Origin of the sequence: Halarchaeum sp. CBA1220 (genome assembly GCF_003721175.2) — an archaeon.
Classification (GTDB): Archaea; Halobacteriota; Halobacteria; order Halobacteriales; family Halobacteriaceae; genus Halarchaeum; species Halarchaeum grantii.
This window is the reverse complement of sequence record NZ_CP054709.1, coordinates 289,612-314,699: the sequence shown is the minus strand read 5'-3', so window position 1 is coordinate 314,699 and position 25,088 is coordinate 289,612. Positions and strand designations below refer to the sequence as shown.

The 25,088-nt window shown below is 59.4% G+C and carries 27 protein-coding genes; 15 read left to right on the top strand and 12 right to left on the bottom strand.

From position 1 onward, the window contains the following. Window positions 1-108 precede the first annotated feature (108 nt). The 4 genes from EFA46_RS14835 (at window position 109) to EFA46_RS14820 (ending at window position 6,990) form a co-directional block, all read left to right on the top strand. Window positions 109-2,703, top strand: coding sequence for a heavy metal translocating P-type ATPase (locus tag EFA46_RS14835; protein ID WP_123078661.1), 2,595 nt, complete (start codon window positions 109-111; stop codon window positions 2,701-2,703). Window positions 2,704-2,761: 58 nt separating this feature from the next. Then, complete coding sequence (locus tag EFA46_RS14830; protein WP_123078659.1) at window positions 2,762-3,694, top strand: cation diffusion facilitator family transporter; 933 nt, start codon at window positions 2,762-2,764, stop codon at window positions 3,692-3,694. Window positions 3,695-3,773: 79 nt separating this feature from the next. Then, on the top strand, window positions 3,774-6,110 hold the full coding sequence (locus EFA46_RS14825; protein ID WP_123078657.1) for a heavy metal translocating P-type ATPase: 2,337 nt from the start codon (window positions 3,774-3,776) through the stop codon (window positions 6,108-6,110). Between the two features lie 58 nt (window positions 6,111-6,168). Further along, entirely contained in the window at window positions 6,169-6,990 is an 822-nt protein-coding gene (locus EFA46_RS14820; protein ID WP_123078655.1) for an IS5 family transposase, read from the top strand. A gap of 43 nt (window positions 6,991-7,033) precedes the next feature. On the opposite strand, the gene EFA46_RS14815 is transcribed toward EFA46_RS14820, so the two are convergent. The 7 genes from EFA46_RS14815 to EFA46_RS14785 all read right to left on the bottom strand — a co-directional run bounded on the left by EFA46_RS14815 (window position 7,034) and on the right by EFA46_RS14785 (window position 13,104). After that, complete coding sequence (locus EFA46_RS14815) at window positions 7,034-7,642, bottom strand: GNAT family N-acetyltransferase (protein ID WP_123078653.1); 609 nt, start codon at window positions 7,640-7,642, stop codon at window positions 7,034-7,036. Between the two features lie 161 nt (window positions 7,643-7,803). Next, on the bottom strand, window positions 7,804-8,196 hold the full coding sequence (locus tag EFA46_RS14810; protein ID WP_123078651.1) for an STAS/SEC14 domain-containing protein: 393 nt from the start codon (window positions 8,194-8,196) through the stop codon (window positions 7,804-7,806). Between the two features lie 392 nt (window positions 8,197-8,588). Continuing rightward, window positions 8,589-10,265: a transposase gene (locus EFA46_RS14805; protein WP_123078820.1), complete on the bottom strand. Its 1,677-nt coding sequence runs from the start codon at window positions 10,263-10,265 to the stop codon at window positions 8,589-8,591. 227 nt (window positions 10,266-10,492) lie between these two features. Continuing rightward, a complete protein-coding gene (locus EFA46_RS14800) occupies window positions 10,493-11,785 on the bottom strand; it encodes an MFS transporter (protein WP_123078818.1) in 1,293 nt (430 codons plus the stop codon). A 64-nt stretch (window positions 11,786-11,849) separates the two neighbouring features. After that, window positions 11,850-12,206, bottom strand: a complete 357-nt coding sequence (locus EFA46_RS14795; RefSeq protein WP_158604296.1) for a rhodanese-like domain-containing protein — start codon at window positions 12,204-12,206, stop codon at window positions 11,850-11,852. 69 nt (window positions 12,207-12,275) lie between these two features. Next, a complete protein-coding gene (locus EFA46_RS14790; protein WP_123078814.1) occupies window positions 12,276-12,854 on the bottom strand; it encodes a DsrE/DsrF/DrsH-like family protein in 579 nt (192 codons plus the stop codon). Window positions 12,855-12,861: 7 nt separating this feature from the next. Further along, window positions 12,862-13,104 carry a sulfurtransferase TusA family protein gene (locus tag EFA46_RS14785; RefSeq protein ID WP_020220637.1) on the bottom strand — a complete coding sequence of 81 codons (243 nt, stop codon included), beginning with the start codon at window positions 13,102-13,104 and terminating at the stop codon, window positions 12,862-12,864. A 203-nt stretch (window positions 13,105-13,307) separates the two neighbouring features. Here EFA46_RS14785 and EFA46_RS14780 point away from each other — a divergent pair, with 203 nt between their 5' ends. From EFA46_RS14780 to EFA46_RS14750, 7 genes are all read left to right on the top strand, one after another. Further along, the gene (locus tag EFA46_RS14780) at window positions 13,308-14,489 is read left to right on the top strand and encodes an MBL fold metallo-hydrolase (RefSeq protein WP_123078812.1); all 1,182 of its coding nucleotides are present in this window, start codon (window positions 13,308-13,310) and stop codon (window positions 14,487-14,489) included. A 2-nt stretch (window positions 14,490-14,491) separates the two neighbouring features. Continuing rightward, window positions 14,492-14,998, top strand: a complete 507-nt coding sequence (locus tag EFA46_RS14775) for a YeeE/YedE family protein (RefSeq protein ID WP_176969911.1) — start codon at window positions 14,492-14,494, stop codon at window positions 14,996-14,998. Then, window positions 14,998-15,441 (top strand): DUF6691 family protein, encoded by a 444-nt coding sequence (locus tag EFA46_RS14770; RefSeq protein ID WP_176969910.1) that lies wholly within the window; start codon window positions 14,998-15,000, stop codon window positions 15,439-15,441. Before EFA46_RS14775 ends, EFA46_RS14770 begins: the two co-directional genes overlap by 1 nt. A 91-nt stretch (window positions 15,442-15,532) precedes the next feature. After that, window positions 15,533-15,682 carry a hypothetical protein gene (locus EFA46_RS14765; RefSeq protein WP_176969909.1) on the top strand — a complete coding sequence of 50 codons (150 nt, stop codon included), beginning with the start codon at window positions 15,533-15,535 and terminating at the stop codon, window positions 15,680-15,682. Window positions 15,683-15,684: 2 nt separating this feature from the next. After that, window positions 15,685-16,689: a sulfite exporter TauE/SafE family protein gene (locus tag EFA46_RS14760; RefSeq protein WP_176969908.1), complete on the top strand. Its 1,005-nt coding sequence runs from the start codon at window positions 15,685-15,687 to the stop codon at window positions 16,687-16,689. A gap of 144 nt (window positions 16,690-16,833) precedes the next feature. Next, on the top strand, window positions 16,834-17,595 hold the full coding sequence (locus EFA46_RS14755; RefSeq protein ID WP_123078808.1) for an SDR family NAD(P)-dependent oxidoreductase: 762 nt from the start codon (window positions 16,834-16,836) through the stop codon (window positions 17,593-17,595). A 260-nt stretch (window positions 17,596-17,855) separates the two neighbouring features. Beyond that, window positions 17,856-18,776: a sulfite exporter TauE/SafE family protein gene (locus EFA46_RS14750; protein ID WP_123078806.1), complete on the top strand. Its 921-nt coding sequence runs from the start codon at window positions 17,856-17,858 to the stop codon at window positions 18,774-18,776. A 1-nt stretch (window position 18,777) separates the two neighbouring features. Here the strand turns inward: EFA46_RS14750 and EFA46_RS14745 are convergent, their stop codons facing one another. After that, complete coding sequence (locus EFA46_RS14745) at window positions 18,778-19,050, bottom strand: DsrE family protein (RefSeq protein ID WP_255494133.1); 273 nt, start codon at window positions 19,048-19,050, stop codon at window positions 18,778-18,780. Between the two features lie 132 nt (window positions 19,051-19,182). Further along, a complete protein-coding gene (locus EFA46_RS14740) occupies window positions 19,183-19,869 on the bottom strand; it encodes a DUF2270 domain-containing protein (RefSeq protein WP_123078802.1) in 687 nt (228 codons plus the stop codon). Window positions 19,870-20,163: 294 nt separating this feature from the next. Between EFA46_RS14740 and EFA46_RS14735 the strand changes: the two genes are divergently transcribed. Next, window positions 20,164-20,565 carry a helix-turn-helix domain-containing protein gene (locus EFA46_RS14735; protein ID WP_123078800.1) on the top strand — a complete coding sequence of 134 codons (402 nt, stop codon included), beginning with the start codon at window positions 20,164-20,166 and terminating at the stop codon, window positions 20,563-20,565. Between the two features lie 58 nt (window positions 20,566-20,623). Here EFA46_RS14735 and EFA46_RS14730 read toward each other — a convergent pair whose 3' ends face one another. Continuing rightward, window positions 20,624-21,067 carry a pyridoxamine 5'-phosphate oxidase family protein gene (locus EFA46_RS14730; protein WP_123078798.1) on the bottom strand — a complete coding sequence of 148 codons (444 nt, stop codon included), beginning with the start codon at window positions 21,065-21,067 and terminating at the stop codon, window positions 20,624-20,626. 258 nt (window positions 21,068-21,325) lie between these two features. Between EFA46_RS14730 and EFA46_RS14725 the strand changes: the two genes are divergently transcribed. After that, window positions 21,326-22,447, top strand: coding sequence for an MBL fold metallo-hydrolase (locus tag EFA46_RS14725; RefSeq protein ID WP_123078796.1), 1,122 nt, complete (start codon window positions 21,326-21,328; stop codon window positions 22,445-22,447). A 78-nt stretch (window positions 22,448-22,525) separates the two neighbouring features. After that, on the top strand, window positions 22,526-22,912 hold the full coding sequence (locus tag EFA46_RS14720; RefSeq protein WP_123078794.1) for a hypothetical protein: 387 nt from the start codon (window positions 22,526-22,528) through the stop codon (window positions 22,910-22,912). Window positions 22,913-22,918: 6 nt separating this feature from the next. Here the strand turns inward: EFA46_RS14720 and EFA46_RS14715 are convergent, their stop codons facing one another. Together EFA46_RS14715 and EFA46_RS14710 are read right to left on the bottom strand one after the other, a co-directional pair. Continuing rightward, the gene (locus EFA46_RS14715; protein WP_123078792.1) at window positions 22,919-23,287 is read right to left on the bottom strand and encodes a rhodanese-like domain-containing protein; all 369 of its coding nucleotides are present in this window, start codon (window positions 23,285-23,287) and stop codon (window positions 22,919-22,921) included. Next, window positions 23,280-23,843 (bottom strand): class I SAM-dependent methyltransferase, encoded by a 564-nt coding sequence (locus tag EFA46_RS14710; RefSeq protein WP_123078790.1) that lies wholly within the window; start codon window positions 23,841-23,843, stop codon window positions 23,280-23,282. The genes EFA46_RS14715 and EFA46_RS14710 overlap by 8 nt, the downstream gene beginning before the upstream one ends. Window positions 23,844-24,307: 464 nt before the next feature. On the opposite strand from EFA46_RS14710, the gene trxA reads away from it, so the two are divergent. After that, window positions 24,308-24,715, top strand: a complete 408-nt coding sequence (trxA, locus tag EFA46_RS14705) for a thioredoxin (protein WP_123078788.1) — start codon at window positions 24,308-24,310, stop codon at window positions 24,713-24,715. The last annotated feature ends 373 nt before the right edge of the window (window positions 24,716-25,088 follow it).

The window sequence follows — 25,088 nt, the reverse complement described above, 5'->3', positions numbered from 1 at the left end:
TTCACCCATCTGGAATAATAATATAGGGAGTTAAATTGGCAATACAGCCCATATAGACCGTTTCAGTTAACAGGTGGATTAATAACTGTATGATGGTTATCTCCGAGTATGAGCGATCCACCAGCATCAGCACACGACCATAATCACGACGATGACGACCATGATCACGACCACGATCATGGCCACGAGCATGATGAGCCAGTGGCAGACCTGGTGAACGGAGAGGTAGTACAGTTGTCCGTTCCGGAGATGGACTGCCCGTCCTGTGCCGGGAAAGTCCGGAAGAGCGTGCAGCAACTCGACGCCGTTGAGACGGTCGACCCGCAGGTCACGACTGGTACCCTCACCGTCAGCTACGAGAAGGAGGGAACCACGCCAGAGGCCATCGCCGAGCGCGTCGAGAAGGCCGGCTATACCGTCGAATCTGGCGTCGGTGAGACGACCGAGACGTTCACCGTTCCGGAGATGGACTGCCCGTCCTGCGCGGGGAAGGTCGAGAACGCCCTCGAGGACGTCACTGGCGTCAGCACCTATCAAACCCAACCCACGACTGGGAAAGTCGTCGTCACGTACGACCAGGCGCACGTGTCGGCTGACGACGTGACACGGGCGATCGAGAGCGCTGGCTACGACGTCACTGAGACGACGGTCTCCAGGGGGGAAGGGAGTAGTGGACTGGCAGAGACTGACGGGGTCTGGCAGAGTGATCGCGCGACGAAGACATGGATTAGCGGTGGGTTTGTCGCGCTCGGCCTGCTCTTCGAATTCGTCCTGAGCGGCCAGAACTCTACGCTGATTACGGGGCCATTTACGCTCGCGCTCGCGGACGTCCTCTTCCTGATCGCAGTTTCGGTTGGTGGTCAGGAGATCATCGAGGGAGGGTATTACTCGCTGCGCAACCGGAATCTGGACATCGACCTGCTGATGTCCATCGCGATTACGGGGGCACTCGTCGTCAGTGTCGGCTTCGGCGAGGGGCTCTATATGGAGGCCGCGATGCTCGCCTTCCTCTTCAGCGTCGCCGAGCTTCTGGAGCGCTACTCGATGGACAAGGCCCGCAACTCCCTGCAGGAGCTGATGGACCTCTCCCCGGACGAAGCCACCGTCAAACGGGACGGCGAGGAGATGACGGTGCCCGTCGAGGACGTCCGCGTCGGCGACGTCGTCGTGGTCAAGCCCGGTGAGAAGATTCCGATGGACGGCGAGGTCAGCGTCGGCGAGAGCGCGGTCAATCAGGCGCCCATCACCGGCGAGTCCGTCCCCGTGGACAAGACGGATGGCGACGAGGTGTACGCCGGCACCATCAACGAGGAGGGCTACCTCGAAGTCCGAGTCACTTCCGAGGCTGGGGACAACACGCTCTCGCGCATCATCGAGATGGTCGAGGACGCACAGGCGAACAAGACCGAACGCGAGCAGTTCGTCGAGCGCTTCGCCGGCTACTACACCCCGGTCGTCGTCGCGTTCGCCGTCCTCGTCACGCTCGGCACGCCGTTCGTCCTCGGGGCGACCTGGGAGCAGTCCGTCGTCTACGGCCTCACCCTGCTCGTCCTCGCGTGCCCGTGCGCGTTCGTCATCTCGACGCCCGTCTCGGTGGTGTCGGGCATCACGAGCGCCGCGAAGAACGGCGTCCTCATCAAGGGCGGACAACACCTCGAGGCGATGGGCGACGTCGAGGCCGTCGCGCTCGACAAGACCGGCACGCTCACCAAGGGCGAACTCGCCGTGACGGACGTCATTCCGCTCAACGAGAACACCGAGGACGACGTCCTGCGGTGTGCGCGCGGCCTCGAGTCGCGCTCCGAACACCCCATCGGCGCAGCCATCGTCGACCACGCCGCGGAGAACGACGTCGGGAAGCGCTCGGTTTCCGAGTTCGAGAGTGTCACCGGGAAGGGCGTGCGCGCTGACCTCGACGGCGAGACGCACTACGCGGGCAAGCCGGGGTTCTTCGAGGAACTCGGCTTCGACCTCTCGCACGTCCACGCCGTCACCGACGGCGGGGTCGTCACGCAGACCAGCCAGCGCCTCTGCGAGCGGAACAACTGCCTCGACCTCCTCCAGGACACCATCCCCGACCTCCAATCCGAGGGGAAGACGGTGATTCTCGTCGGGACGGAGGACGAACTCGAAGGCGTCATCGCCGTCGCGGACGAAGTCCGCCCCGAAGCGCGTCGCGCCGTCGAGCGCCTGCACGACCTCGGCGTCGCGCACGTCGTGATGCTCACCGGCGACAACGAGCGTACTGCACGCGCCATCGCCGAGGAGGTCGGCGTTGATGAGTTCCGCGCGGAACTCCTCCCCGACGAGAAGGTCGAAGCCATCCAGGACCTCGACGGCGAGTACGACGGCGTCGCGATGGTTGGCGACGGCGTGAACGACGCGCCGGCGCTCGCAACGGCGACTGTCGGTGTCGCAATGGGTGCGGCCGGTACGGACACCGCCCTCGAGACGGCGGACATCGCGCTGATGAGCGACGACCTCGCACGCCTCCCCTATCTCTACGAACTGTCGCACGACGCGAACGGCGTCATCCGGCAGAATGTCTGGACGAGTCTCGGCGCGAAAGCCGCCCTCGCGCTCGCCGTGCCTTTTGGCCTCGTCCCCATCTGGGCGGCCGTCCTCGTCGGCGATGCCGGGATGACGCTCGGCGTCACCGGCAACGCGATGCGCCTCTCCCGAATCACCCCCGAGGACGACTAGAGCGCTCACCCAGTCGCACTACACTCTCACTGATGCGCTTCCACTCGTTCCCAAACTAATGGAGAGCCACAACCACGACACGACGACAGATTCAGACCACGACCACGGCGACGGCAACCATACCGAGCCGCGAAGTATACGTAAACTCGGCGTCGTCGCCGCGATTAACACGGCTGGCTTCGTCATCGAACTCGCCGGTGGTCTCCTGTTCGGATCGCTTGCACTCCTAAGCGACGCCGTCCACATGCTCTTCGATGCGCTGTCGTATCTGATGGCGTTTGCAGCCACCTATGTCGCCGACCGGTACGAGGAGCGCGATTTGTGGACGTACGGACTCCACCGACTCGAACCGTTCGCCGCCCTCCTCAACGGGGTGCTCCTCGTCCCGATGGCGCTCGTCATCCTCTACGAGTCCTACCAGCGATTCTACAACCCCGTCGACCTCGACCCGACGATGACCGTCCTCCTCGCCACGGGCGGCCTCGTCGTGAACGTCGCGTCCGTCGGCTACCTCCACGGCGACGAACTCAGCCTGAACGAACGCGGCGCGTTCTACCATCTGCTCGGCGATACCGGGGCGTCCGTCGCGGTCATCATCTCGACCGCCATCGTCGCCGTCTTCGAGATCCGCATGGTAGACCCGATCACGGCCGCGCTCATCGCTGTCGTCATCATCTGGTCAGCATACACCGTGTTGCGTGACAGCCTCGACCTCCTCCTCGAACGTAGCCCGATTCCGATCGCCGACCTGCAGGCATCCCTCATGTCGATCGAGAGCGTTGAGGCGGTCGAGGACTGCCACGTCTGGCAGGTCTGTAGTCGGCTTACCATCGGGACAGTTCGAGTCAAGGTCTCAGTCGATTCGCTCAATACCCAAGAGGAGCTACGGGCGACTATCCACGAGAGACTCCGAGACGCCGGCCTTGACCACGTCACTGTCGAACTCGTGAACGAAGCAACGACGCACCGCACAACTACCCATACACATTAGCGACCGTGACGCCCACCATGATACAGAGACATACCCCGCTAGCTCAGGCGCGTCTCCGTTCGGACTCTACGAGGCGACCGTGACTACGTGTTCGTTCTGCGGCCGCGAGATCGATAGCGAGCCGATTCGTGATAACGGGGAGGTGTTCTGCTCGCGTGGCTGCCAACAGGGGGAGACGAGAACCAGTGGCGCACACATCGAACACACTCCTGAGACAACGCAGCAGACTGACGGCGAGACGGCGTATTTCTCGATCAGCGGCATGCATACGCACGCATGCGAGTCGTATCTCGAGCGACGCGCTGTGACACTCGATGGCGTCAGCGGTGCGTCCGCGAGCTATACGGCCGAGATGATGCGCGTCAGCTACGACCCCGAGGCGGTTGAGCGTGACACCATCGAGGACACACTTTCTGCATGGGGATATCGAGCCTCTGCGCCCACACCAGAGGAAACACCCGCCGACCGGAACGACTTCGACTTCGACCATCTCCGCACGATTTTCTCCGTGATTGCCGTCGCACCCATCTACATCATCTATGCTGCCTTCTTCTACCCCGTCTATCTCGGACTCCTTCCGACCTCCTCACTCGATAATCACGCAATCGTTACTGGTCTCTACGGGCCTGTCGCGATGTTCACCACGATCACTATCTTCGGCGTCGGATTCCCCATCCTCCGGTCGGCCTACATCAGTCTCCACGAACGCCAGCTTACTGTCGACGTCCTCATCTCCATCACTGCGGTGAGCGCCTACGCGTACTCCATGGTCTCACTGCTCTATCTCGACCGTCTCTACCTCTTCTTCGATATCGCGACGGCGGTCATCGTTCTCACGACAATCGGGAATCACGCCCGTGCCCGATATAAACGCCAGGCGGTCGAAGACCTCACCGAGTTCGTCGACGAGACAGAGACCGCTGCACGCCGCCTCCTTGAGGACGGGACAACGACGATCGTCCCACCCGAGGACTGCACGACTGGGGATCGGCTTCTCGTCCGGCCGGGCGAACGAATCCCACTTGACGGCACGATCGTCGATGGCCGCGGAACGGTTAACGAGGCGCTCATCACTGGCGAGGCACGACCCCAGCGTAAAGTCGTCGGCGACACGGTCATCGGTGGCTCCATTGCCGCCGACGGCTCATTCGAAATCACGGTCGACGAGGGGGCGACGAGCACACTCGACCGACTCCGCGACCTCGTCTGGGATCTCCAGACCGAACAGTCCCCGGCCGAGCGGCTCACGAACCGTGTGACAGCAATCTACATCCCGGTTGTCTGTGTCTTCGCACTCGTCACACTCGGTGCGTGGACGGTTGCTGGCGCGCCAGCCGAACCCGCACTTCGGACGGCACTCACCGTGCTGATTATCGCCTGCCCCGTCTCCCTCAGCCTCGTCACACCACTCGCCGTCGGTCGTGGGCTCTCAACGGCTGCCGAGCGAGACGTCCCGGTTTTTGATCAGACGATCCTTGAACGGGTGACCGACGCAGACGTCATCGCGTTCGACAAGACCGGAACACTCACCACCGGCGAAATGCGTGTCGCCGCCGTCCACGCAGTTGAGGAGTGCGATAGTAAGGCGGTTCTTCGGCGGGCAGCGGCCGTCGAGTCACGTTCGAGCCACCCGATTGCCGCCGCAATCCGCGACCGTGCACCGGACCGCTCACAAGCGGTTACGTCGTTCGAACGGTACCGCTACGGTGTCGTGGCCGACGTGGACGCGTCGCGGACGGCCGTCGGAAACCCCGCACTCTTCGACGACCTCAACTGGAGCATTCCCGAAGCCATCCGTGACACAATCGACCGTGTCCGTGACCGTGGCGAGCTCCCAACGGTCGTCGGCTGGGAGGGGACCGCAACAGGCGTGATCACACTCGAAGATCAGCCCCGCGAGAAGTGGACGGAAACTGTCGCGGAGCTCGCGGCCGATGACCGACAGATCGTGGTCATCACGGGCGATGATTCACGCGTTGCACGGCAGTTCGAGGCACACCCGGACGTCTCCAAGGTCTACGCGGACGTCCCACCGGAAGCGAAAGAAGAGCTCGTCCGTCGCCTCCGCGATGAGGGTGTCGTCGCGATGGTGGGGGACGGGACGAACGACGCACCAGCGCTTGCCGCTGCTGATCTCGGTGTGGCGATGGTCTCCGGAAGTGACTTCACCGTGACTGTCGCGGACGCTCTCGTAACGGCCGACGATCTGACGCCGTTCCGCGATCTCTTCGGAATCGCGCGTGGGACACGGCGTCGCCTTCTCGAAAATCTCGGACTCGCGCTCACAGTGCCTGCTATCGGTGTCCCGCTCGCTGCCGTTGGGTTCGTCACACCGCTCGTCGCGACGACGCTAATGGCGACCGGAACCATACTCGTGCTCGCAAACAGCTACCGCCCCCTCACCAGCAACTTGTGATAAATCGGCTCTGTTGAAATCCTCGGAGGGTTACAGGTTCGCCCGGTAGTCTGACCGGATGCAGGCCCTCCCAAAGTCGCAGTTGCTTCGGTTCGTTGAGCAGGCATATCACTTGGCTCGGCGAGCTGTTGCCCGCTACTCGTCAAAGTTCTCGAAACGACGGTACACACTCCACAAGCACATCGTCTTGCTCCGTCTCAAGGTGCGGAAGAATACGACGTACCGGACGCTCCTTGACGAACTTATCGAGATGCCTCGCATTCGGAGCGCCCTTGGTCTTGAGGAACTCCCGTCTCCTTCGACGTTGTGTAAGGCGTTTAACTGGCTCGATATGGCGGTTTGGCGTGTGCTGCTCAACCTCTCGGTTACCCTCCTCCCGACCAACGGTGTCGTCGGTATCGATGCCTCTGGCTTTGACCGTAGTCACGCCTCGAAGCACTATACGAAGCGAACGAAGTTGACGATTCAGCAGTTGAAAGTCACGCTTCTCGTGGACACGAGAGCAAATGCTGTCCTCGACGTACACGTAACAACAACACGAAAACACGACTCGAAGATCGCGCCGTCGCTCATCAAGCGGAATACCGGGGAAGTAGCAGTTCTCCTCGGCGACAAGGGATACGATGATCAGAAGATTCGCGCATTAGCCCGTGAAACTGGTGTTCGTCCGCTCATCAAGCACCGCGAGTTCTCGTCTCTTCACAAAGCGTGGAATGCTCGGTTGGATGCCGATCTCTACGGTCAGCGCAGTCAAAACGAGACGGTAAACTCTCGCCTCAAACGAAAATATGGCGCATTCGTCCGCTCACGGCACTGGTGGAAGCAGTTCCGTGAACTCGTTGTCTGCTGTCTCACTCACAACATCGACAAGGCACTTTGAACGTTCAATAGAGGGAATCCACCTAATGCTCTTGCTCAACGGTTCACTCCTGTTCTCCGCGGCAGTTCTGTTCCCACTCCTGACGAGCAATACTGTATCGGACGGAGTCGCGTGGCTCTCCGTCGATAACGAGTTCATTACGGATTTGACCCTCTTTATGACCACCGAATCGCTCAACATATTTCTCAATGGCTTGCCGGGAGTTCGTGTTTTCAGGGTCGTGTGTAACCGTCACAATTTGGAGGTCGAGTCGGTCGAACGCGAGTTTGAGAAAACGAGCAGCTCGTTCTCCAGAGTACCCTCGTCTCCAGAAGGGCTTTCGGAGCCACGTCCCCAGTGTCGCCAGTTGACGGTCCCAATCTGGATGTATTCCAGCGAGACCGGCGAATTCGTTAGCGTGTTCGCCGTCTTTCGGTCGAATCACGTAGGTAGCGTTCTCTCCGTTCTCGAACTCCGTCCCACACTGCTCGACCCATTCGAACGCCGCTTTGGGGTGAGAGTATGAGTTCCACGTGACGTACTCGGTTATTTCGTCAATTCCGGGCGCTCCTTCTTGGACGTGAGTATAGAGTTCGTATGGGTCAAACTCATCCTGATGGAGCCGCTCGTAGCGTAGCCGTTCACTCTCCATCTCCACTGGAAACACTGGCATTATCACTACGATTCGAGGAGCAGTCAAAATCGATTTGTCATCCCACTGACAATATGTTCACCCACTTACGGAGTATCTGTTCTCCCCTGAATTTGGTCATGAAAACTGTCTCGGTCTGATGAATACCTTCAATAAGTACAGCGAAGAAAGTAGTCGTAGTGCTACGGACGGGCTGAACCGTTACGAATCCATTGCAAGGCGCTGTCGCGGTTGTCTAGTTGGAAGTATCGCATCTGGTCGGGAGCAACTGGCCAGACTGGCCGTATGGCTCGCCACTGGTGAAAGAGTAATTTTGCCCAGAACGAGTCTCCGACGCACGCATAGGAACGAATGTCGAACTCGGGTCCGTATCGAAGGTCTGGAAGAATCCCGTGCAGATGGGTGAGATACGTCGTTGCTGTCCAGTCGGGAACTTCCTCATACACTCGGATTGACCCATGTTGCTTCGTTCGTTCAATGAGCAGCGAGTAGAACTCCTCGTAGCCGTCAGCAGTACCATTCCCGACACGTACCGCAATGAGATCGTCCTCTGTCGCGTCCAGTATCTCAAACATCCTTAGTGAACGAAATCGAATAAATGTATCAAAGTTCCGGTGGTCGCTCGACGGATCAGTTCGCAGTCCCACCCAACAGCTGTTTCAGCAGGAAAGGTGTGGAATCGATAGGACTTCAACAGAGCCGATAAATCGGATAGCGGCAGAGCCGATCGGCACCGTGTGCATTGAGACAGCCAGTCTCAACTACTGTTCTCCATTTGGAAGTTGAGACTACGGCGGGTTTAGCGGGGCTGTAATGCGTGGTTTCGGGCGAATTTGTGAGTGGAAACTGCTTCAGAACGCTCTCTAAACGACCATTCCTATTGGATTTCTTACTATCTGGGCGATTTTCTACAACTTTCGATAGCGTTGCCACTCAGACGACGCTCTAACACGAGTAGAGAACCGTACTACCCAATTCCTGTCTCCTTCTTCAACAGCGTAAGCGTATTATCGGCGGTCACCATCGGTGCGTGTTCGTATTCGCCGGTCAACTCGACCTGCACGAGTAGATCGACCGCCCGCCAGATCGAGTACAAGAGACACGCGAATGCGAAATAGAAGAACCGTAGCCCGAAATCCGTGGATGTCGTCGCGGCCATGAATCGCTTGATCGATCGATAGCCGCTCTCAATCTCCCAGCGATAGCCATACTCGCTGAGGAATCCACCGCCACGGTTGGACATGAACACCGAGTACTGTTGATAGTCGTCGTGCTCAGAGTCTTCTTTCCGGCGGTAGATCAGCGTCGTCTCGTGCCACTCATTCTTCCCGAGATGGAGTTTCCGATCGGTCTCGTACCGGTCTTGATCGCGCTGAAGCAACCGTTTGGCCTGGGCCTTCTCGCTGGTCTGCATCCGCTTCGGCACGACGTACGACAGTCCCCGCTGGCCGATCATCTCCAAGACGTGCTGACTATCGAATTCCCGATCCATCAGCACGTTATCGACGTGAACGAGATCCTCGGCAGAGTTGAGCAGATCCTCGACGATTTCCTTGCGTGACTCGCCTTTCCGTACCGGGCGGGCATCAAGGACGAGTGGGACTGCGTTACCGACCAACTGGACTGTCGCCCACTGGTAGGCGTATTCGTCAGTCTTCTCCTTCGTCCCGATAATTTCGTCCTCGTGGCCCGTCCTATCGCCGGTAAAGGGATCATCCTCAGTGATGTCGATCGCGACGATGCCTGCGCGGAAGAACTCCTCTGTCTCCGCGAGCTCGTTGATGAGCTGTCGGAGTGCCTGTCGGTACATCTCGCGACTCTGCTCGATGGAGAAATCTCGAATCTGGTCGCGATGACCGTGTCCGAGTGGCGTTCGATCACGCGTCGACTCGAAAATGAAACTGCGAGCGCCCTCGTTGGCGGCCAAATTCTCACGGAGTCCCAAGTAGGTCTGTAAGCTCCAGTAAGCGTTCTCGGGAATCTCACAGTCCTCACCACGATTGAGCGAGAACGCGGGGAACACGACGCGACTGACGTGGTCGGTGATCTTCCCTGCCTTGTCGAGGATGGCCTGGTCGTTTGGGTCTGATTCAGAGGTGGCGTCGGCTCGATCCGGGAGGTTTCGTTCTGGTTCGCGTGGCAGGGCGACATCCGCGTTCTGCGCTTTGACGAGAATCGTACGAGCCGCTTTCTGGATCGTTTCCCGAAGATTTCCCGTGAATCGCTTGTTCCAGGTACGCCAGAGCGTCGACTGATCTGGTAGTGAGTCAAGCCCGAGTTGCTCACTAATCTCGGGTGACTGCTGGAGGTATTCGACGAGCGCTGTTTCGTGGGGCCACCCGTGGAGTTCCTTGAGGAGAAATACCCGGAACAGCTGCTCCATTTCGTACTGTGTGGTCGACGAGTAGCAGTCGTGCGGAGTGACCTCGAGATACGCCAAGGGAAACTGGCAGGCAAACTCATCAACCGACTCGTGAGCATCATGTTCGAACCAGACGCTCGCTACTATTCGAACGTCTTCCTCAACAGCAGCCAGTGAGCTTCGATCGTAGAGTGGGGTCGAATCGTAGTTGGGCCATTCAGAGTAAGGGAGTCGTGCAATGTGGCGAAAAACGGTCCGCCGTGACGCGCGCGTCGCAGTCACTGTGAGAGGATAGCTACTACACTCCTAAGAACCCGTTCACTGGCTCGGACTACACTTGTCCATTCTGTTTCAAGGCACGAATCGCTCGTGCTGCCGTCAATTTAAGCAATGCAACAACTGTATCACCAACTGCTAAACCAATTCCTCCTGATTGACGCGCCTCTGGGAGGAGTGAAATATGACACCACTGCCAGGCGCCTCTCAACGAAAACTACAGAGTCCTGGTTTTAATCACAAGTTCCTGTGTCCGACAGAGTTTCCGTCGCGGGTGCTGGTGGTTCGTGGGTCCCGAAGTTGGGATGGGTCTCCTCCATCCAGACGTACACGATTGCCCCCGATACGAACATCAGGAGTGCAGTCGCGTAGAACGCAGCCTCGGCGCTCACGAACTCCATAGTGAGTCCAATCAGGATCGCGCCGACGCCGTAGCCAGAGTCACGCCACATCCGATAGACGCCCATCCCGGTCGCGCGCCACGTCGGGTGGGCCGCATCGCCCGGGACTGTCATTAGGTTCGGATAGAGTAATGCCATCCCGAGACCCGACACCCCGGAGAGCACGACCCACGGGAGGTACCCGTCGACGAGAACCATCCCGAGGACGCCCACGCCAGCGAGGAACATCCCAACGAGGACTGGCGGTCGGCGTCCGATACGGTCGGCGAGCCCGCCTGTCGCAATCTGAAGGAAGTACATCGCGCTGTGGACGGCCACGACAAAGCCAACGGCCGCAATTCCGAGTCCCTGACTAGTGAGATACAGTGGGACGGCAAGCCAGAACAGCGTGTCGACGAACTTCTCGATGTGCCCCGCTTGGGCAGCGGCGAACAGCGTCTTGTCGCCGTAGGTCGCCCGCTTCAGCACCTCGACAAACGGCAGGTTCGCGTCGTAGTGATCGTCGTCCTCGACCTCTAACTCCGCAAGGTGGACCGTCTCCTTGATCAGGAAGATAGAGACGAGGAACGCCAGCACGACGACGATGGCGAGGAAGTAGAACGGCTCCGGCCGAAGGCTCGTCTGGGCGGCGATGACGCCCGTAATCCAGGCGCCGACGGCGACGCCGGTGTAGCCGAACGCTTCGTCGATACCGACCGCGAGGCCGCGCTGGTCGGGGCCTGCGATGTCGATTTTGGCGTTAATTGCCATACTCCAAGTCAACGCCTGGTTGATCCCTAGTAAGATGTTCCCGACAGTAATCCACGCCCAGCTCGGGGCGTAAATGAGGATGATGGGCAGCGGGAGTGCGGTCGCCCAGCCAAGGACGAGCACGGGCTTGCGGCCGTACTCACCGCCCCATTTGCCGGCATAGAGGTTCAGGAGTCCCTTGACGAAGCCAAACGAGACGACGAACGATCCGATGACGAGGAGTGACTCGACGCCAAGTATGTCACGTCCCAGAACCGGGACAACCGCCCGCTCAGACCCGATGGTCAACCCGGTGGCGAATACGAGCAGGACATGCAGTGAGAACTGCCCGAGGTGTTCGCGGATGCCTTGTTTGTGTGCAAAGCCCGCATTCATGAATTATTGACCGGACTGTCCTCCACAGGTATTTGTGTCTGGTTTGAAAGAGTATCGCGTAGAATCATGGGTTACTGGCGCTGGGCTCGGAAGGACTGGTGGTGCTGGTCGTCACGTAGGACCAGCCGTTCATTCCACCTACCATCCGCTTCGCGTCGTATCCATGCTCTCGAAGACGACTCGCGGCGAGCGCGGCCTTTGATCCACTGAAGCAGACAACCGCGATTTCGCGGTCTTCAGGAAGCTCCGTGAGTGAGGCGTCGAGACCGATGAAGTTCTCGCCGCTGAGCTGGTCATAGATCGGGAGGTTGTGGCTACCTGGGATGTGCGTCTCATGGTAGCTGTAGCTTGGCCGAACGTCGAGGACGAACGTTTCGCTGGCTTGCTCCCACACTTCTGAAGAAGTTATTGTATTGCTCAATATACACAATACTAATTGGCTCGAAGTGATAAGCGCTTCGCTGGAAAACAGGTACTAGACGAACGGCGCTCAGACGAGAAGTTGGATGTCGGCGTCAGCCATGTCTTGAATGGCTGTGGCGGCGCCAACACCAGTCGTGACGCCATCGTAGAAGTCGTCCTCGTCGTAGTCCATGAGGTCGAGGGTCATCTGACACGCTTGGAATTCGACGCCCATGTCGAGCGAGGTGTCAATAAGCTCCTTGATGGTCGCGGTGTCGTTGTCCGCGATGCGCTTTTCCATCATCTTCGTCGTCATTCGATCCATGCCGGGAAGCGCGGCGACGGCGTTCGGAACGGGCATGTTCGGGTTGCCGACCGAACTGAGCTTGAGACTCTTCGAACGCTCCTCGTGGAGGATATCGAGTCCCCAGAAGGTGTGGAAGACGGTGACTTCATAGCCGAACGCCGCCGCGGTCGAGGCAAGGATGAGCGGTGGGTAGGCCATGTCGAGCGTCCCTTTGGTGGCGATGATGGACATCTTCGGCTGCCCGTCGCCTCCCTCAGCCTCGAGGTCTGCAATTGTCTCCTCCAACTCTTCGACTCGCGCTTCCAACTCTGCGCGACTGGGGCTAGTCTCGTCGCCGGGAGATGGTGTGCCAGTACTCATTGTTAGATCACTCCGTCTTCCGCACGTAGTGCGTGTAGACGTCCTCGCCGTCCGTCTGGTCGAGAAGCTCGACGCCGTCAGTCGTCTCGGCCCAGCCGCCGAGGTCACTCATGCTTCCGGGGTCGGTGGCGAGCACTTCGAGGATGTCGCCCTCGTCGAGATTGTCGGTCGCTTGCTTCGTCTTGACGACGGGCATCGGGCAGTTCTGTCCCTTCACGTCGAGCGTCTCGGTGACTTCGTAGTCTACCATGATATTGGCCTCACCACCCAATATTGGGTCTATGCTGAAAAACATACCGGTAGTAGTTCAGCTATTACACACTCTCGTATTTGAGGATATTCTATTATTGTCTCGTGCGCACCTATATAGCGATTATAGCAGATAGAGTATTGTGCAGTAGTTGTACTACTATGCAAAGTCTTATTTGCGGCCGGCCGATACAGTGGAGTGAGATGAGCGATAACGCATCCGCGACGACCGACGCCGCAGTTGAGGAAGTCACGCCGGAGCGACTGAAGGACCGCATCGACGCCGGCGAGGATGTCTTCCTCCTCGACGTCCGCTCGGAGAGCGACTACGAGGAATGGCGTATCGACGGCGCGAGCGTCGAGAGCGTCAACTACCCCTACTTCGAATTGCTCGACGGTATTCCCGAAGAACTCCACGAGCGACTCCCCGACGATCGGCGGATCACGGTGCTCTGCGCGAAGGGCGGTTCCAGCGAGATGATCGCCGAAACGCTCGAAGACAACGGGTACAACGTCGATCACCTCGAACGCGGCATGAAGGGATGGGCGCGCATTTACGAGTACGCCGAACTCGACACCGACGGTGATGCGACCATCGCGCAGTACCGGCGGCCGTCCTCGGGCTGTCTCGCATACCTCGTCGCGTCCGACGGTGAAGCCGCAGTTATCGACCCGCTGCGGGCGTTCACTGAGGAGTACGTGCAGGACGCCCGCGCGCTCGGCGCCGACCTCACCTACGCTGTCGACACGCACGTCCACGCCGACCACATCTCCGGCATCCGAGACCTCGCCGAGGAGGTCGACGCGACGGCCGTTCTTCCTGAAACGGCCGATGCTCGTGGCGTCGACTACGACCGTGACTACGAGACAATCGCGGACGGCGAAACCCTCCACGTCGGCGATGTCGACGTCGAGGCGATCCACACGCCTGGGCATACGACGGGGATGACGACCTACCGCGTCGGGAACGTCCTCTTCACCGGTGACGGCCTCTTCACGGAGAGCGTCGCGCGTCCCGACCTCGAAGACCCCGAGGCCGCGAGGGACGCCGCACGAACTCTCTACGAGAGTCTGCAGGCCCTCATCGAGCGCTTCGACGACGACGCGGTCATCGCACCCGCCCACTACTCGGACGCCGCGACACCGAACGGCGACGGCACCTACACGGCCGACCTCGGCGCGCTCGTCGACACGATGGACGCGCTCACCATGGACGAAGAGGCGTTCGTCGACTACATCGTCGCCGACATGCCACCGCGACCCGCAAATCACACGGAGATTATCGCAACGAACCTCGGCCAGCAGGCGCCCGACGACGAGACGGCATTCGAGTTGGAGCTCGGCCCGAACAACTGCGCAGCGAGTGAAGACGCCATGACGAACTAATCATGGATGCGTTTACTCCACTCCTCGCGTCCGGGCTCGAGGGGCTCTTCCCGAGAGGAATCCTCCCCTATCTCGTGGGCGGAGTGCTGGTCGGCCTCGGCGCCACCATCATCTATCTCTCGACAGGCATCATCGCGGGTGCGAGCACGTTCCTCGAGTCGACGCTCTCCTACGTCTCCGGCGTCGAACGCTTCAACCGCTACAAGTACGTCCAATCGCGCGATTGGCGCGTCGTCTTCACACTCGGCATCATTGCCGGCGCTGCCCTCTGGGGATTCGTCCTCGCGCCCGACCCTAGTGCGTGGACCACAGACGTCCAGTGGTGGCGCCTCCTCGGCGGCGGCGTCCTCGTCGGTATCGGGACGCGCCTCGGGAAGGGTTGTACGAGCGGGCACGGCGTCTGTGGTGTGGGCTCGCTCTCCGAGACGTCGCTCGTGAACGTCGCGACGTTCATGGCGTTCGCGATCGGGACTGCACAGCTCGTCGCCGCACTCGGGGTGAGCCCCTGATGAGCGACCAGCAGAGCCCGTGGTTCATGCCCGCCATCTTCGTCGGTGGCCTCGTCTTCGGGCTCGGGCTCGCCATCAGCGGGATGGCTCGCCCTGAAGTCGTCTTGGATTTCCTCCAATTCGACGACTTCGGCCTCCTCTTCGTGATGGGGGGTGCTGCCGTCGTGACGGGACTCGCGTTCTTCGTCGCGACGACCGTCCTTGATCGCGCGCCCCTGACGGGGACCGCGTACGCGCGGCGCGTTAAGGAGTTCGACCGGAACGTCGTCGTCGGCGGCGTAATTTTCGGCGTCGGCTGGGGACTTTCCGGCATCTGTCCGGGCGCTGCCTACGCGAGCGTCGGCATCGGCAACCTCCCGATCCTCTGGGCGATCGCCGGCATGTTCCTCGGCGCGTACGCGCAGGGCTACGTCCGCAGTCGCCTCGCGAATACCGCCAACTAATCATCCATGTTTCAGCACAGCCACATCGCATCCCCACGCCAGCAGAATTGTGCAGTATTGGAACTACAAGAACAAACTATGGTGACTTGAGATGCTCGGTCTCGAAACCCTCAGCGGCCCCCTACAGGCGGTGGCGACAGTTGGCATCGTGCTCGCCGAAGCGCTCGCCCTCTACGTCAGCTACGGCGCGTTGAGCCACCTCGCCCAGTCAACTATCCTCGCCACCGTGAGGGGTGAGTGACGATGGAGATCCTAGGGCTGAGTCTCCTGATGGTCGGCGTGTTCGTCGGATTCGGCCTGCTGATCGGAACCCTCTTCGGATTCTTCGGGATGGGCGGGTCGTTCCTCGTGACACCCGCGCTACTCGTGCTCGGCTACCCCTCGACAGTCGCCGTCGGCAGCGGACTCGCGTTCGTCTTCGGGACGAGCGTCATCGGCGCGCTCCGCCATCGCGACCACGGCCAAGTCGACTACAAGCTCGCGGCCATCATGACCGCCGCGATGACTGCCGGCATCGAACTCGGGAAGAGCGTCGTGTTCTTCCTCGAGGCAACCGGCATGGCCGACCTCGTTATCAACGTCTCGTACGTCGGCCTGCTCGCACTCGTCGGCTTGTTCACTCTCCGCGACGCCTGGACGAACGAGACCGATGACGAGAGCGGGGCCAGCCTTGACCTTGCCGAGCGCGTCCAAGAAATCGAAATTCCGCCGATGGTCACCTTCCGTGGAGACGTCCGCGTCTCCGGCGTGATTGTCGCCGCGATTGGTCTCGTCATCGGCGTCCTCTCGGGCTTCCTCGGTGTCGGCGGTGGGTTCCTCCTGATGCCCGCCATGATGTACGGGCTCGGCATCCCGGCCGCCATCGCCGTGGGGACGGACATCCTCCAAATCACGATTTCCGGCGCCTTCGGCGCGTTCACTTACGCGCAGTCCGGTGCGGTCGCCTTACCCGTCGTCGCGTTCTTACTCGTCGGAAGCGCACTCGGCGCCCGCATCGGTGCTGGCGCGACGAACCTCGTCGACGAGGACGAAATCAAGGGCTACTTCGCCGCAATGCTGCTCGCCGGCAGCCTCGCCGTCGCGACGAACAAACTCGGAGCCGTCTACGGCATCGCAGCGCTCAACACCGTGAGCACGGTGCTCATCTTCGGGGCTGCACTTCTCGTCAGCGGTGCCGTCGTTCTCGCTGCCGTTTGTCGCCTCCGCGATGACTCGTCCGGCACGTGGTGCCGCCTCACCACATCCTGACCCTCCTGCGCTGCACTCTTAGCCCCAATGTAGCACTCGGAGTGTAGCAGTAGTAGCTTGGCTTCGCGTCGTCAGTCGACCTTCGATTGCGGAGGATGAGAACCACCCCCGATATTTTTCATGTCACACGACAGAGTCTGTAGTATGGTCGCTGACAACTCTGTGGCGCTCGTAACGGGTGGCGGATCCGGGATCGGTCGAGAGACAGCCCTCGAATTCGCTGCGGAAGGAGCACGCGTCGTCGTCGCAGACGTTGACGTCGACGGCGGTGAGGAAACCGTCGCTGACATCGAAGCCGACGGTGGTGATGCACTGTTCGTGGAGACAGACGTCACCGATGCCGCGGAGACGGAAGCGATGGTCAAAGCCGCTGTTGAGGAGTATGGCTCCCTCGACTACGCGTTCAACAATGCCGGTATCGGTGGTGACAGTGCGCCGGTTGAGGAATACGACACCGAGAGCTGGGAGGGCGTCATCGACGTGAATCTCGTCGGCGTTTTTAAGTGTATGCAGGCGGAGATCGAGCAGATGAAACAACAGGACGCCAGTGGCGTTGTGGTCAACAACTCCTCGATTCTCGGCAAGGTCGGCTTCGCAACCTCCTCCGGATACGTCGCCGCGAAACATGGTGTCCTCGGGCTGACGAAGACTGCTGCCCTCGAGAACGGCGAGACGGGTGTCCGCGTGAACGCCGTCTGTCCCGGCTTCATCGATACGCCACTCCTCCGTGAGGGCGGTATGGAAGAGGGCTCCGAGCTCCGCGAACAAATCGCGAGCAAGCACGCGATGAACCGTCTCGGCACACCTGAGGAGGTTGCGAGTGCTGTCCTTTGGCTCTGTGATGACGACGCCTCCTTCGTTACCGGTGAGGCCCTCGGCGTCGATGGTGGCTACCTCGCACAATAGACACCTTGTCCCCTGACCGGTCGAATCGTCGGCATCACGTTGGTGTTATACCGCTTCGCCGCTCGTTAAGGTGCGATATTCGCAGGTATCTATGACACACATGGGAGCAGCGAAATCAGGGTTTTGGCCTCACTGAGCGCGGACAAGACTGATCAGCGCCGGCGTCACGTCGTGCATTACTGCCCGAATTGCTGATTCACCGAGATGGTTAGGCGTACATCCACTATCTCGTGATATCCGAGCCCATCGCTCTGGTTCATATGAGTACACGCGAAACAACCATTGACCCGCAGCAGTTCCTGACGAACCTCCGTGCCTTCCACTATCGGGAGGTGATGATGTCCCTCGCGACACTTGCTGTCCTCGCCGGTTCGATTCTGCTCTTCCCGGGCTGGGGGAACGTCACGAAGGGTGTGCAGTCGACTGTGACGACCGAACTACTCGCTCTCTTCGTCGTCGTCGCCGTCGTCGCCGGTGCAATCAAAGGTATGCTTGGCTTCGGCTACGCACTAATCACAACGCCAATCTTCGCCTCGGTCATTGACCCGACGCTCGCCGTCGTGGTGCTTGCGATTCCACCGTGGATGATCAATATGTTCCAAGTCGGCGAGACGAAGACTGGCGTGTCCTTCATCCGTGAGGAGTGGATTCTGGTCGCCTTGGCGATCATCGGCTCGGTCGTCGGTGTCTACTTCCTCGCACAATACAACACCGGGCCGATCGTGCCGTTCCTCATCGGCCTCATAATCCTAGCCTACGTCGTCTTCCAGGTCGTCCAGAACTTCGTCACCATTGAGGAAGCACACCATCCGATCGCGCTCAGCACCGCTGGCTTCCTCGAAGGCTTCTTGCTCGCGGCGTCGAACCTCGGCCCGCTCCTCCCGGCGTACTTCCACACGTTCGAGCGCGACACCGAACGCTACATCGGCGGACTCTCGATGGTCCTCGGCATCATATTCACGGTGCGTCTCGTTCAGATGGCGCTGTTCACCGACCTCCTGACGACGTATCGGATCTGGCTGGGCTCGACAATTGCCGTCGTCACAATCGTCGGCCTCCTCCTCGGCACCTATCTGCGGCGCCTTGAGATTGACCAGCGGCGCTTCAACTGGTTCGTCATCACGCTCCTCTTCATCATCTCGCTCAACATCTTCCGTAACACCATCCCCGCACTACTCTGAGCTACGGTGGGAGGTAGGCGTACCCATCACTTTGGAGGCGTGTGAGCTCCCCGACACCAGATGGAACGAGCTCAACGCCGTCGATGAGGTCGGCCGTCGTGACGTCCGTTCCCTCGATGGTATTCTGACATTGCTTGATTGTGACGTCGCGCTCGAGGAGGCGTTCGACTCGTGCTCGCTCCGGGGAGTCGGTAGTGACGAGCTGGAGGCCGCCGCTGTTCGTGACGAGCGCGACGTCGTCGAGGTTGACCGTTTCGTCCTCAAGGAGATTCACGACGTTGTTGACGACACGAGCATGCAGTTCGGCATTGTCGTTTGAGTGTGGAAGACGGCCCGCATACATCCGTAATTCAGCAGGTTCCATGATAAGGCCGGGGGATCAGGTGCTGTCGAAGGATGAGACTGCCTATTCTTCCTTTCGGAGGCGCTCTTCGAGGAGCTCGCCGCGTGTGTGCCACGTCCGGGGGCGACATGCGACGATAAGTGTGCCGAGGAAGAAGGCGGCGACGAGGGCGACGACGACGGGCCCGGGAATCATCCCGATGGCTGCGGTCTGGAGCCATGACTCGGGAGAGAAGGCGGTGATACGGACGAGCCACGCGACGAGGAGGATCGCGAACAGTGGGAGGTAGATGCGCCGCAGGCGGTGTGCGATGGCCTCCTCGGCGGTGATTTTGACTGCGGGCTCACGATAGTCGGAACTGAGCTTCTCGCGCCACTCAGGGCTAACAACCTCCTTCTCGGGGTCGAGACCGATCGACCAGACGTTCTCTTGGAGGGTACGGACACGCGAGCGCCAGATATCATAGCCGCGGTAGCGCCGCGCCTCAATTGTGAGGAAGACGCCCAGCATCGCAATGCCGATGAGGAGTATGTAGTGGGGGTTGTCGGGGCTGGAGAACGCCCACGTGAGGATGGCGGCCATGACGATGACCGCCCAGTTGGTGGTCTTATCGAGGCGTTCGCGCCAGTACTTCATCCGGTGGATTTCGCCCCGGTAGAGGTGCGCCATCGCGCCGCTCGGCCCCATCTCCTCGTCCAGAAGCCCCTTCCCGACATCTCGTCGGTCGTCGTCTTTCGAATCCTTGGTCATCGTGGGCGTCCCATTTCAAGTCGACTGTAGGCTTGTGATGCGGGCATCGAGTGACAAGAGTGTTGCGTCATCACTCTCTAATATAGTAGCTATTGGACATTGTCGGCGCATATGGTTTACCGGTTGTGCCCAGTCGGGGGGAGAGATGTGTAGTACGGTGGTTCTATCGTTACGGCTCCCGGCTATCGTCCATTCTTAGATGTGTTGTGTACGTATTTGAGCCGGGAGTTCAGCCCAGTATTGTACTATATACGCAAACACTTTTGCGTGTGTAGGTCGTAATATGAGTATCCAATGGCTGATTCAATGAGTGAGATGCTCCGGCAGGATATGGAGTGTGAGGGGCTGCTAGAGTGCTTTCACGATCTCAAGACGCTCGACAAAGAAATCTTCCAGGTGCTCTGCGACAGTGCGGAGCCGCTGACTGTTGACGAGATCGCCGAGCGAGTCGACCGGGAGCGCTCGACCGCATATCGTTCGGTTCAGCGCCTTCTGCAGGCGGGATTCATTCAGAAAGAGCAGGTGAACTACGAGCAGGGCGGCTACTACCATGTCTACAAACCGCGTGATGGCGAGGAGATCGCCCAAGATATGCAGCGCACCCTCAACGACTGGTACGCGAAAATGGGCCAGCTCATCGACGAGTTCGACGAGAAGTACAGCGAGCAGCGCCAGCACGCGCCCGCAGAGAGCTGATCGGATCGAGTCAATATCTCAATCACTTTCCGCTGAAACAGCTGTTCGGTAGGTCTACTTATTGGTCGTCAGATGTGGAGGTGAATGCGTTGAACTGTCGGCCGGTAATTGCGGTTGGCGGTAAGCGATAGTAGTCCATTCTGACCTCGTCAGGTGTCGTTTCGGGGTAGACGTTCAGAGTTGGAATGGAAGCGTTTTCTGCGATTGCTGTGGCGGCCTTGGTTTCGTCCGCTTCGGGGACAGGTTCGATCGGGCCCTGCACGATGACGCTTTGTGCTGGCTGTTCGTCGTAGACCGTCAACGTCGCGGTATCCGTCGTTTCGAGAAAGGCGATCTTCTTACTATCTTGTTTGTAGACGAACTGGAAGTACAGTATCTCACCGTCGTAGCCGAATGATTCGGGAATCGAATACGCTTCTGTACCGTCAGTGAGCGCTAAGACGCCCACGCCCGACTCAGAGAGTACTGTATCACACTCTCTCTTCGATAGCTCAGTAGTCATACGGTTACGTACTCGCTATATCACAGAGCGTGTTTTGGCCATCGATTCATCAAATAGTCCCTCATCTGGATTTATAGCCCCAGTTAGGCTCTATGAGCCATCGAGGACATCAACAGTTCCGGATATCTCTATTTCTCCGCGCTACAGGACTGTGTCTGTCTAGACTTCCACTAACGGCCTTTTCGACTGGTGCTAATTCCGGAAGCCATCACGTTGGGCAGTATATTTATCCTTCTGTATTGTGTAGTGATGGATAGAATGAGCAATACTACTGTTGCCCCGTCAGAGGTCGCCCGACGCGTTGAGGAAGATGATACGGAGGATCTCTTCGTTCTTGACGTCCGGAACGAAGACGCCTACGAGGAGTGGCGCATCCCGACGAGCACGAACCTCCCGATCTACGACGAACTATTAGATCACGACTTCTCAACGCTCGCGGACCACCTCGATGATCTTCCCGAGAGTCAGGAGATTGCCGTCGTCTGTGTCGGCGGCGTCACGTCCGCGCGCGCTGCTGAGTTCCTTCGGGAGGAGGGCTTCGACGCGAAGTCAGTCGATGACGGAATGAACGGATGGGGACGCGTGCACCGCGAGTATGACGGTGCCGCCGACGACGTCATTCAGCTTGTCCGTCCTGGCACCGGATGTGTCTCGTACATTGTCCACAACGATGGTGAGGCAGTCGTCGTTGACCCCTCACAGTATATCGGTCAGTATCTCGACGTCGCGGACGCACACGGCTTAGAAGTCGTCGGTGTCGCAGATACGCACGCACATGCCGACCACATTTCGGGGGCGCGCCGCCTCGCCGGTGAACTCGACGTCCCCTACTACCTCCACGGTGAGGACGCGGGCGATCTCGGCGAAGTGACCGAACTTGAGCACGGGGACGCTATCGCCGTCGGCGAGCGCGAACTCGATGTTTACCACACCCCCGGACATACGCCCGGGAGTGTCTCCTTCGCCTTCAGTGATGCACTTCTCTCGGGAGATACGCTCTTCCTCCGGAGCGTCGGCCGTCCCGACCTCGAGGATTCCTCAGAGGCCGCCATCCGTACTGCTGCGAGCGAACTCTTCGACAGTCTCGATCGACTCACCAACCTCGACGAGACGACTGTCGTCCTTCCGGGACACTTCAGCGACGAGTCCGTCCGTCCGATCGCCACTGAACTCGGCGAGCTTCGAGCTGAGACGACGAATGAACTCCTGAGTTTCGTCGCCGACGACGATGAGGAGGCATTCGTCGAAACGATCGTTGAGAGTCTCTCGGAGGAGCCCGCGAACTACAACGAGATCAAGCAGATCAACTGGGGGAAGGAACAGCCGGGTGGTGACGCCGAAGCCCTCGAACTCGGCCCGAACAACTGCGCCGCGAACTGAACGTAGTTGAATACCACCCCACAGTATTGCCTATATTGAGCACAACTATTTATTGCGTCGGAGCGTAGTTAGACCTGCATGAGCACCGAGCATAGTACCGACCGTATTGACCCGACGACCGTCGAGAATCAGGCAGATCGTGTCGTCGTCTCCTTCCGCTCACCAGACGCTGATCCGGATACCGATGACTGGTGGATCGCGGACAGTGACTGGCTCCACGACGGGCTGACCACGTCCTCCTATCTCCGCTATCTGCACTGGGCACATGCTGGGCCTGTATCAGTAGACGACGAGTGGGAGGAGTTCGTCAATTGTGGCTGTGCAAGCCCCCAAGACGTTATCCTCCGTGTCGAGACAATCGACGGAAACCCTGCAATCGGCGACCAGACGACTATCGAAATCGTCTCCCGAAAGGCAGTTCTCGAGGATACACCTGGGTCCGAGGACTCGGACACCGAATGCTAATAACGGTCAGGGACGCAGCCGGCTGAGGACAGAAGCGATTCGGTACACGAGAGTATTTTTCTCGTATTGTCGCCATCCCATGTAGCCACCAGTGAGGGTCGCGACATCGTAGCCGCGAGCGTCCAGTGTCTGTGTCGCTGTCTTCGCGACGACGCCGGCTTTGCAGACGGTGACGACCTCTGCCTCCGTCGGGATATCATCAAGGTATGCGTTAAGTGCGTCAGTCTCTCCACTGCGGAGCTCGTGATAGACTGGCGCATTATAGCTCCCATCGATGTGGCCCCGCTGATAGTCCGACTCCGGACGAACGTCAAGGACGAACACGTCATCCTCGGAGCGTACCGTATCAAGTTGTGACGGGGAGACGCTACGCATCGAGGTCCCCCACGACCAAAAATGTCTCACGTCGGGCCGCACGGAATTCGATTCGGAAGCCAGCGTCGCGGAGAGTCGTCACGACGCCGTCGACATCAAAACGCGTCTTGAGTGGTGGGCCCGCTTCGCCATCGCCAGTAGCTGCCCAGTCGACGATAACGAGACGACCACCGGGTTCGAGTACGCGGACGAGTTCTGCAAGCGCGTCGTCACTCGCGAACTCGTGATACGTCATCGTTGAGAGAGCACCGTCGAGTTCGTCGTCCGCGAGTGGTAAATCCGCGACGTCAGCTTCGACTAACTCCACGTTCGCGGGGAGGCCCTTCTCATGATAGTGGTCGTGCATCTCAGCCTGCACGTCAATCCCGTAGACGTGGCCGACGTAAGGTGCGACATCGTCAGTATAGAACCCGGTCCCGCTTCCGAGGTCAGCGACAGTCTCGTCTCCGTCAGGACTGAGCGCCCAGAGTAACTCTTCACGAGAGAGATAGCGGTATCGTTGGGCTGCATCCTCAAGCTTCGAGGCGTTCTCCGTGTCGAAGGTGGTCTGATCCATACTGTATAGTTATGGGTGTACTCCGATGTATTCATTGGTCACCTAGACTGATGGGCAATTCTCCTTAGGCGGGTTTAGCGATACCTGTGGTCGAATAGTTCTTCGGGGATAAGTACCAGATCAGAAATACTGCCGTTAACTCGTGGAGTGCTCCCCGTCGTCGAACTGTCTCGCGACGCACTCGCCCCATCCTCGGCGAGTATGAGCGCCGTCTCTACGACGAGATCGCCGGACAGCCCTACGACTAGCACGCCCAGAGTATAGTTGATATAGTACAGTACTAGATCGGGTCGCTGTGATATGTACCACATCGAATACTCCGGAATATTGCCATTCATTCTCTGTATACGATGTTTCTTGTGTTGGTCGTTGAATCGAATTAGTCATCCGCAGACATAGTATTGTCTGAGTTGTACAAGACACACAAAACAATAAAGTACCTCCCGCCCGTATTCTGGGGCACGATGGCAGAACGAGAGCCAGACGAAATCGAATCGCTACGAGCGAAACGGCGCGAAGATCTGATAGAGACTGCTGAGGCTCCGTCGACACCGGACGATCCGGTATACGTGAATAGTCAATCAGAGCTTGAGGAGGCGGTCGGGGAATACGACGTCGTTCTTGTGGACTTCTACGCAGACTGGTGTGGTCCATGTCGAATGCTTGAGCCGGTCCTCGAGAGTCTCGCGACGAAGACAGACGCGGCTGTCGTGAAGGTCGACATCGAACAGAACCAGCCGCTCGCGACCCAGTACGGCGTACAGGGCATACCGAACGTCGTCGTGTTCGCGAATGGAGAGCCGGTCGAACGCGTCGTCGGCGTCCGCGACGAGGACTACTACGCGAATCTTGTTTCGGAGGCTGGACGCTAAATGCAGGTGCTTGACATCCTCCTCCGGGCAAACGCGGAGGAATCCCGAGCGGTGAGAGTTTCAGGTCTGCAACCATAGACGCCGCCACTTCACGGGAGTCCGCGTCTAACCCAGTCGTCGTGGTCGGTGGCTGTCTAGCCGTGCCAAGCGGCTGTTACTCCTATCCTCGGGGTCGTTGACTCCCATCTGTTGTTTTTGCCAGCAGGGAGTCGCTGACACGTCGCCGGACTCGGAGGTATCTTGAACCTTGCTCGACCGACGGGCACAAGACGAACCGTTCTGGGATTCGCGTTCACCACGTCGGCGTTCCGGATATTGTCTCATTAGGTGGCGGGCTGGCCGCCTCCGAAGGTCGTTCGGAATCCGCTCCGTT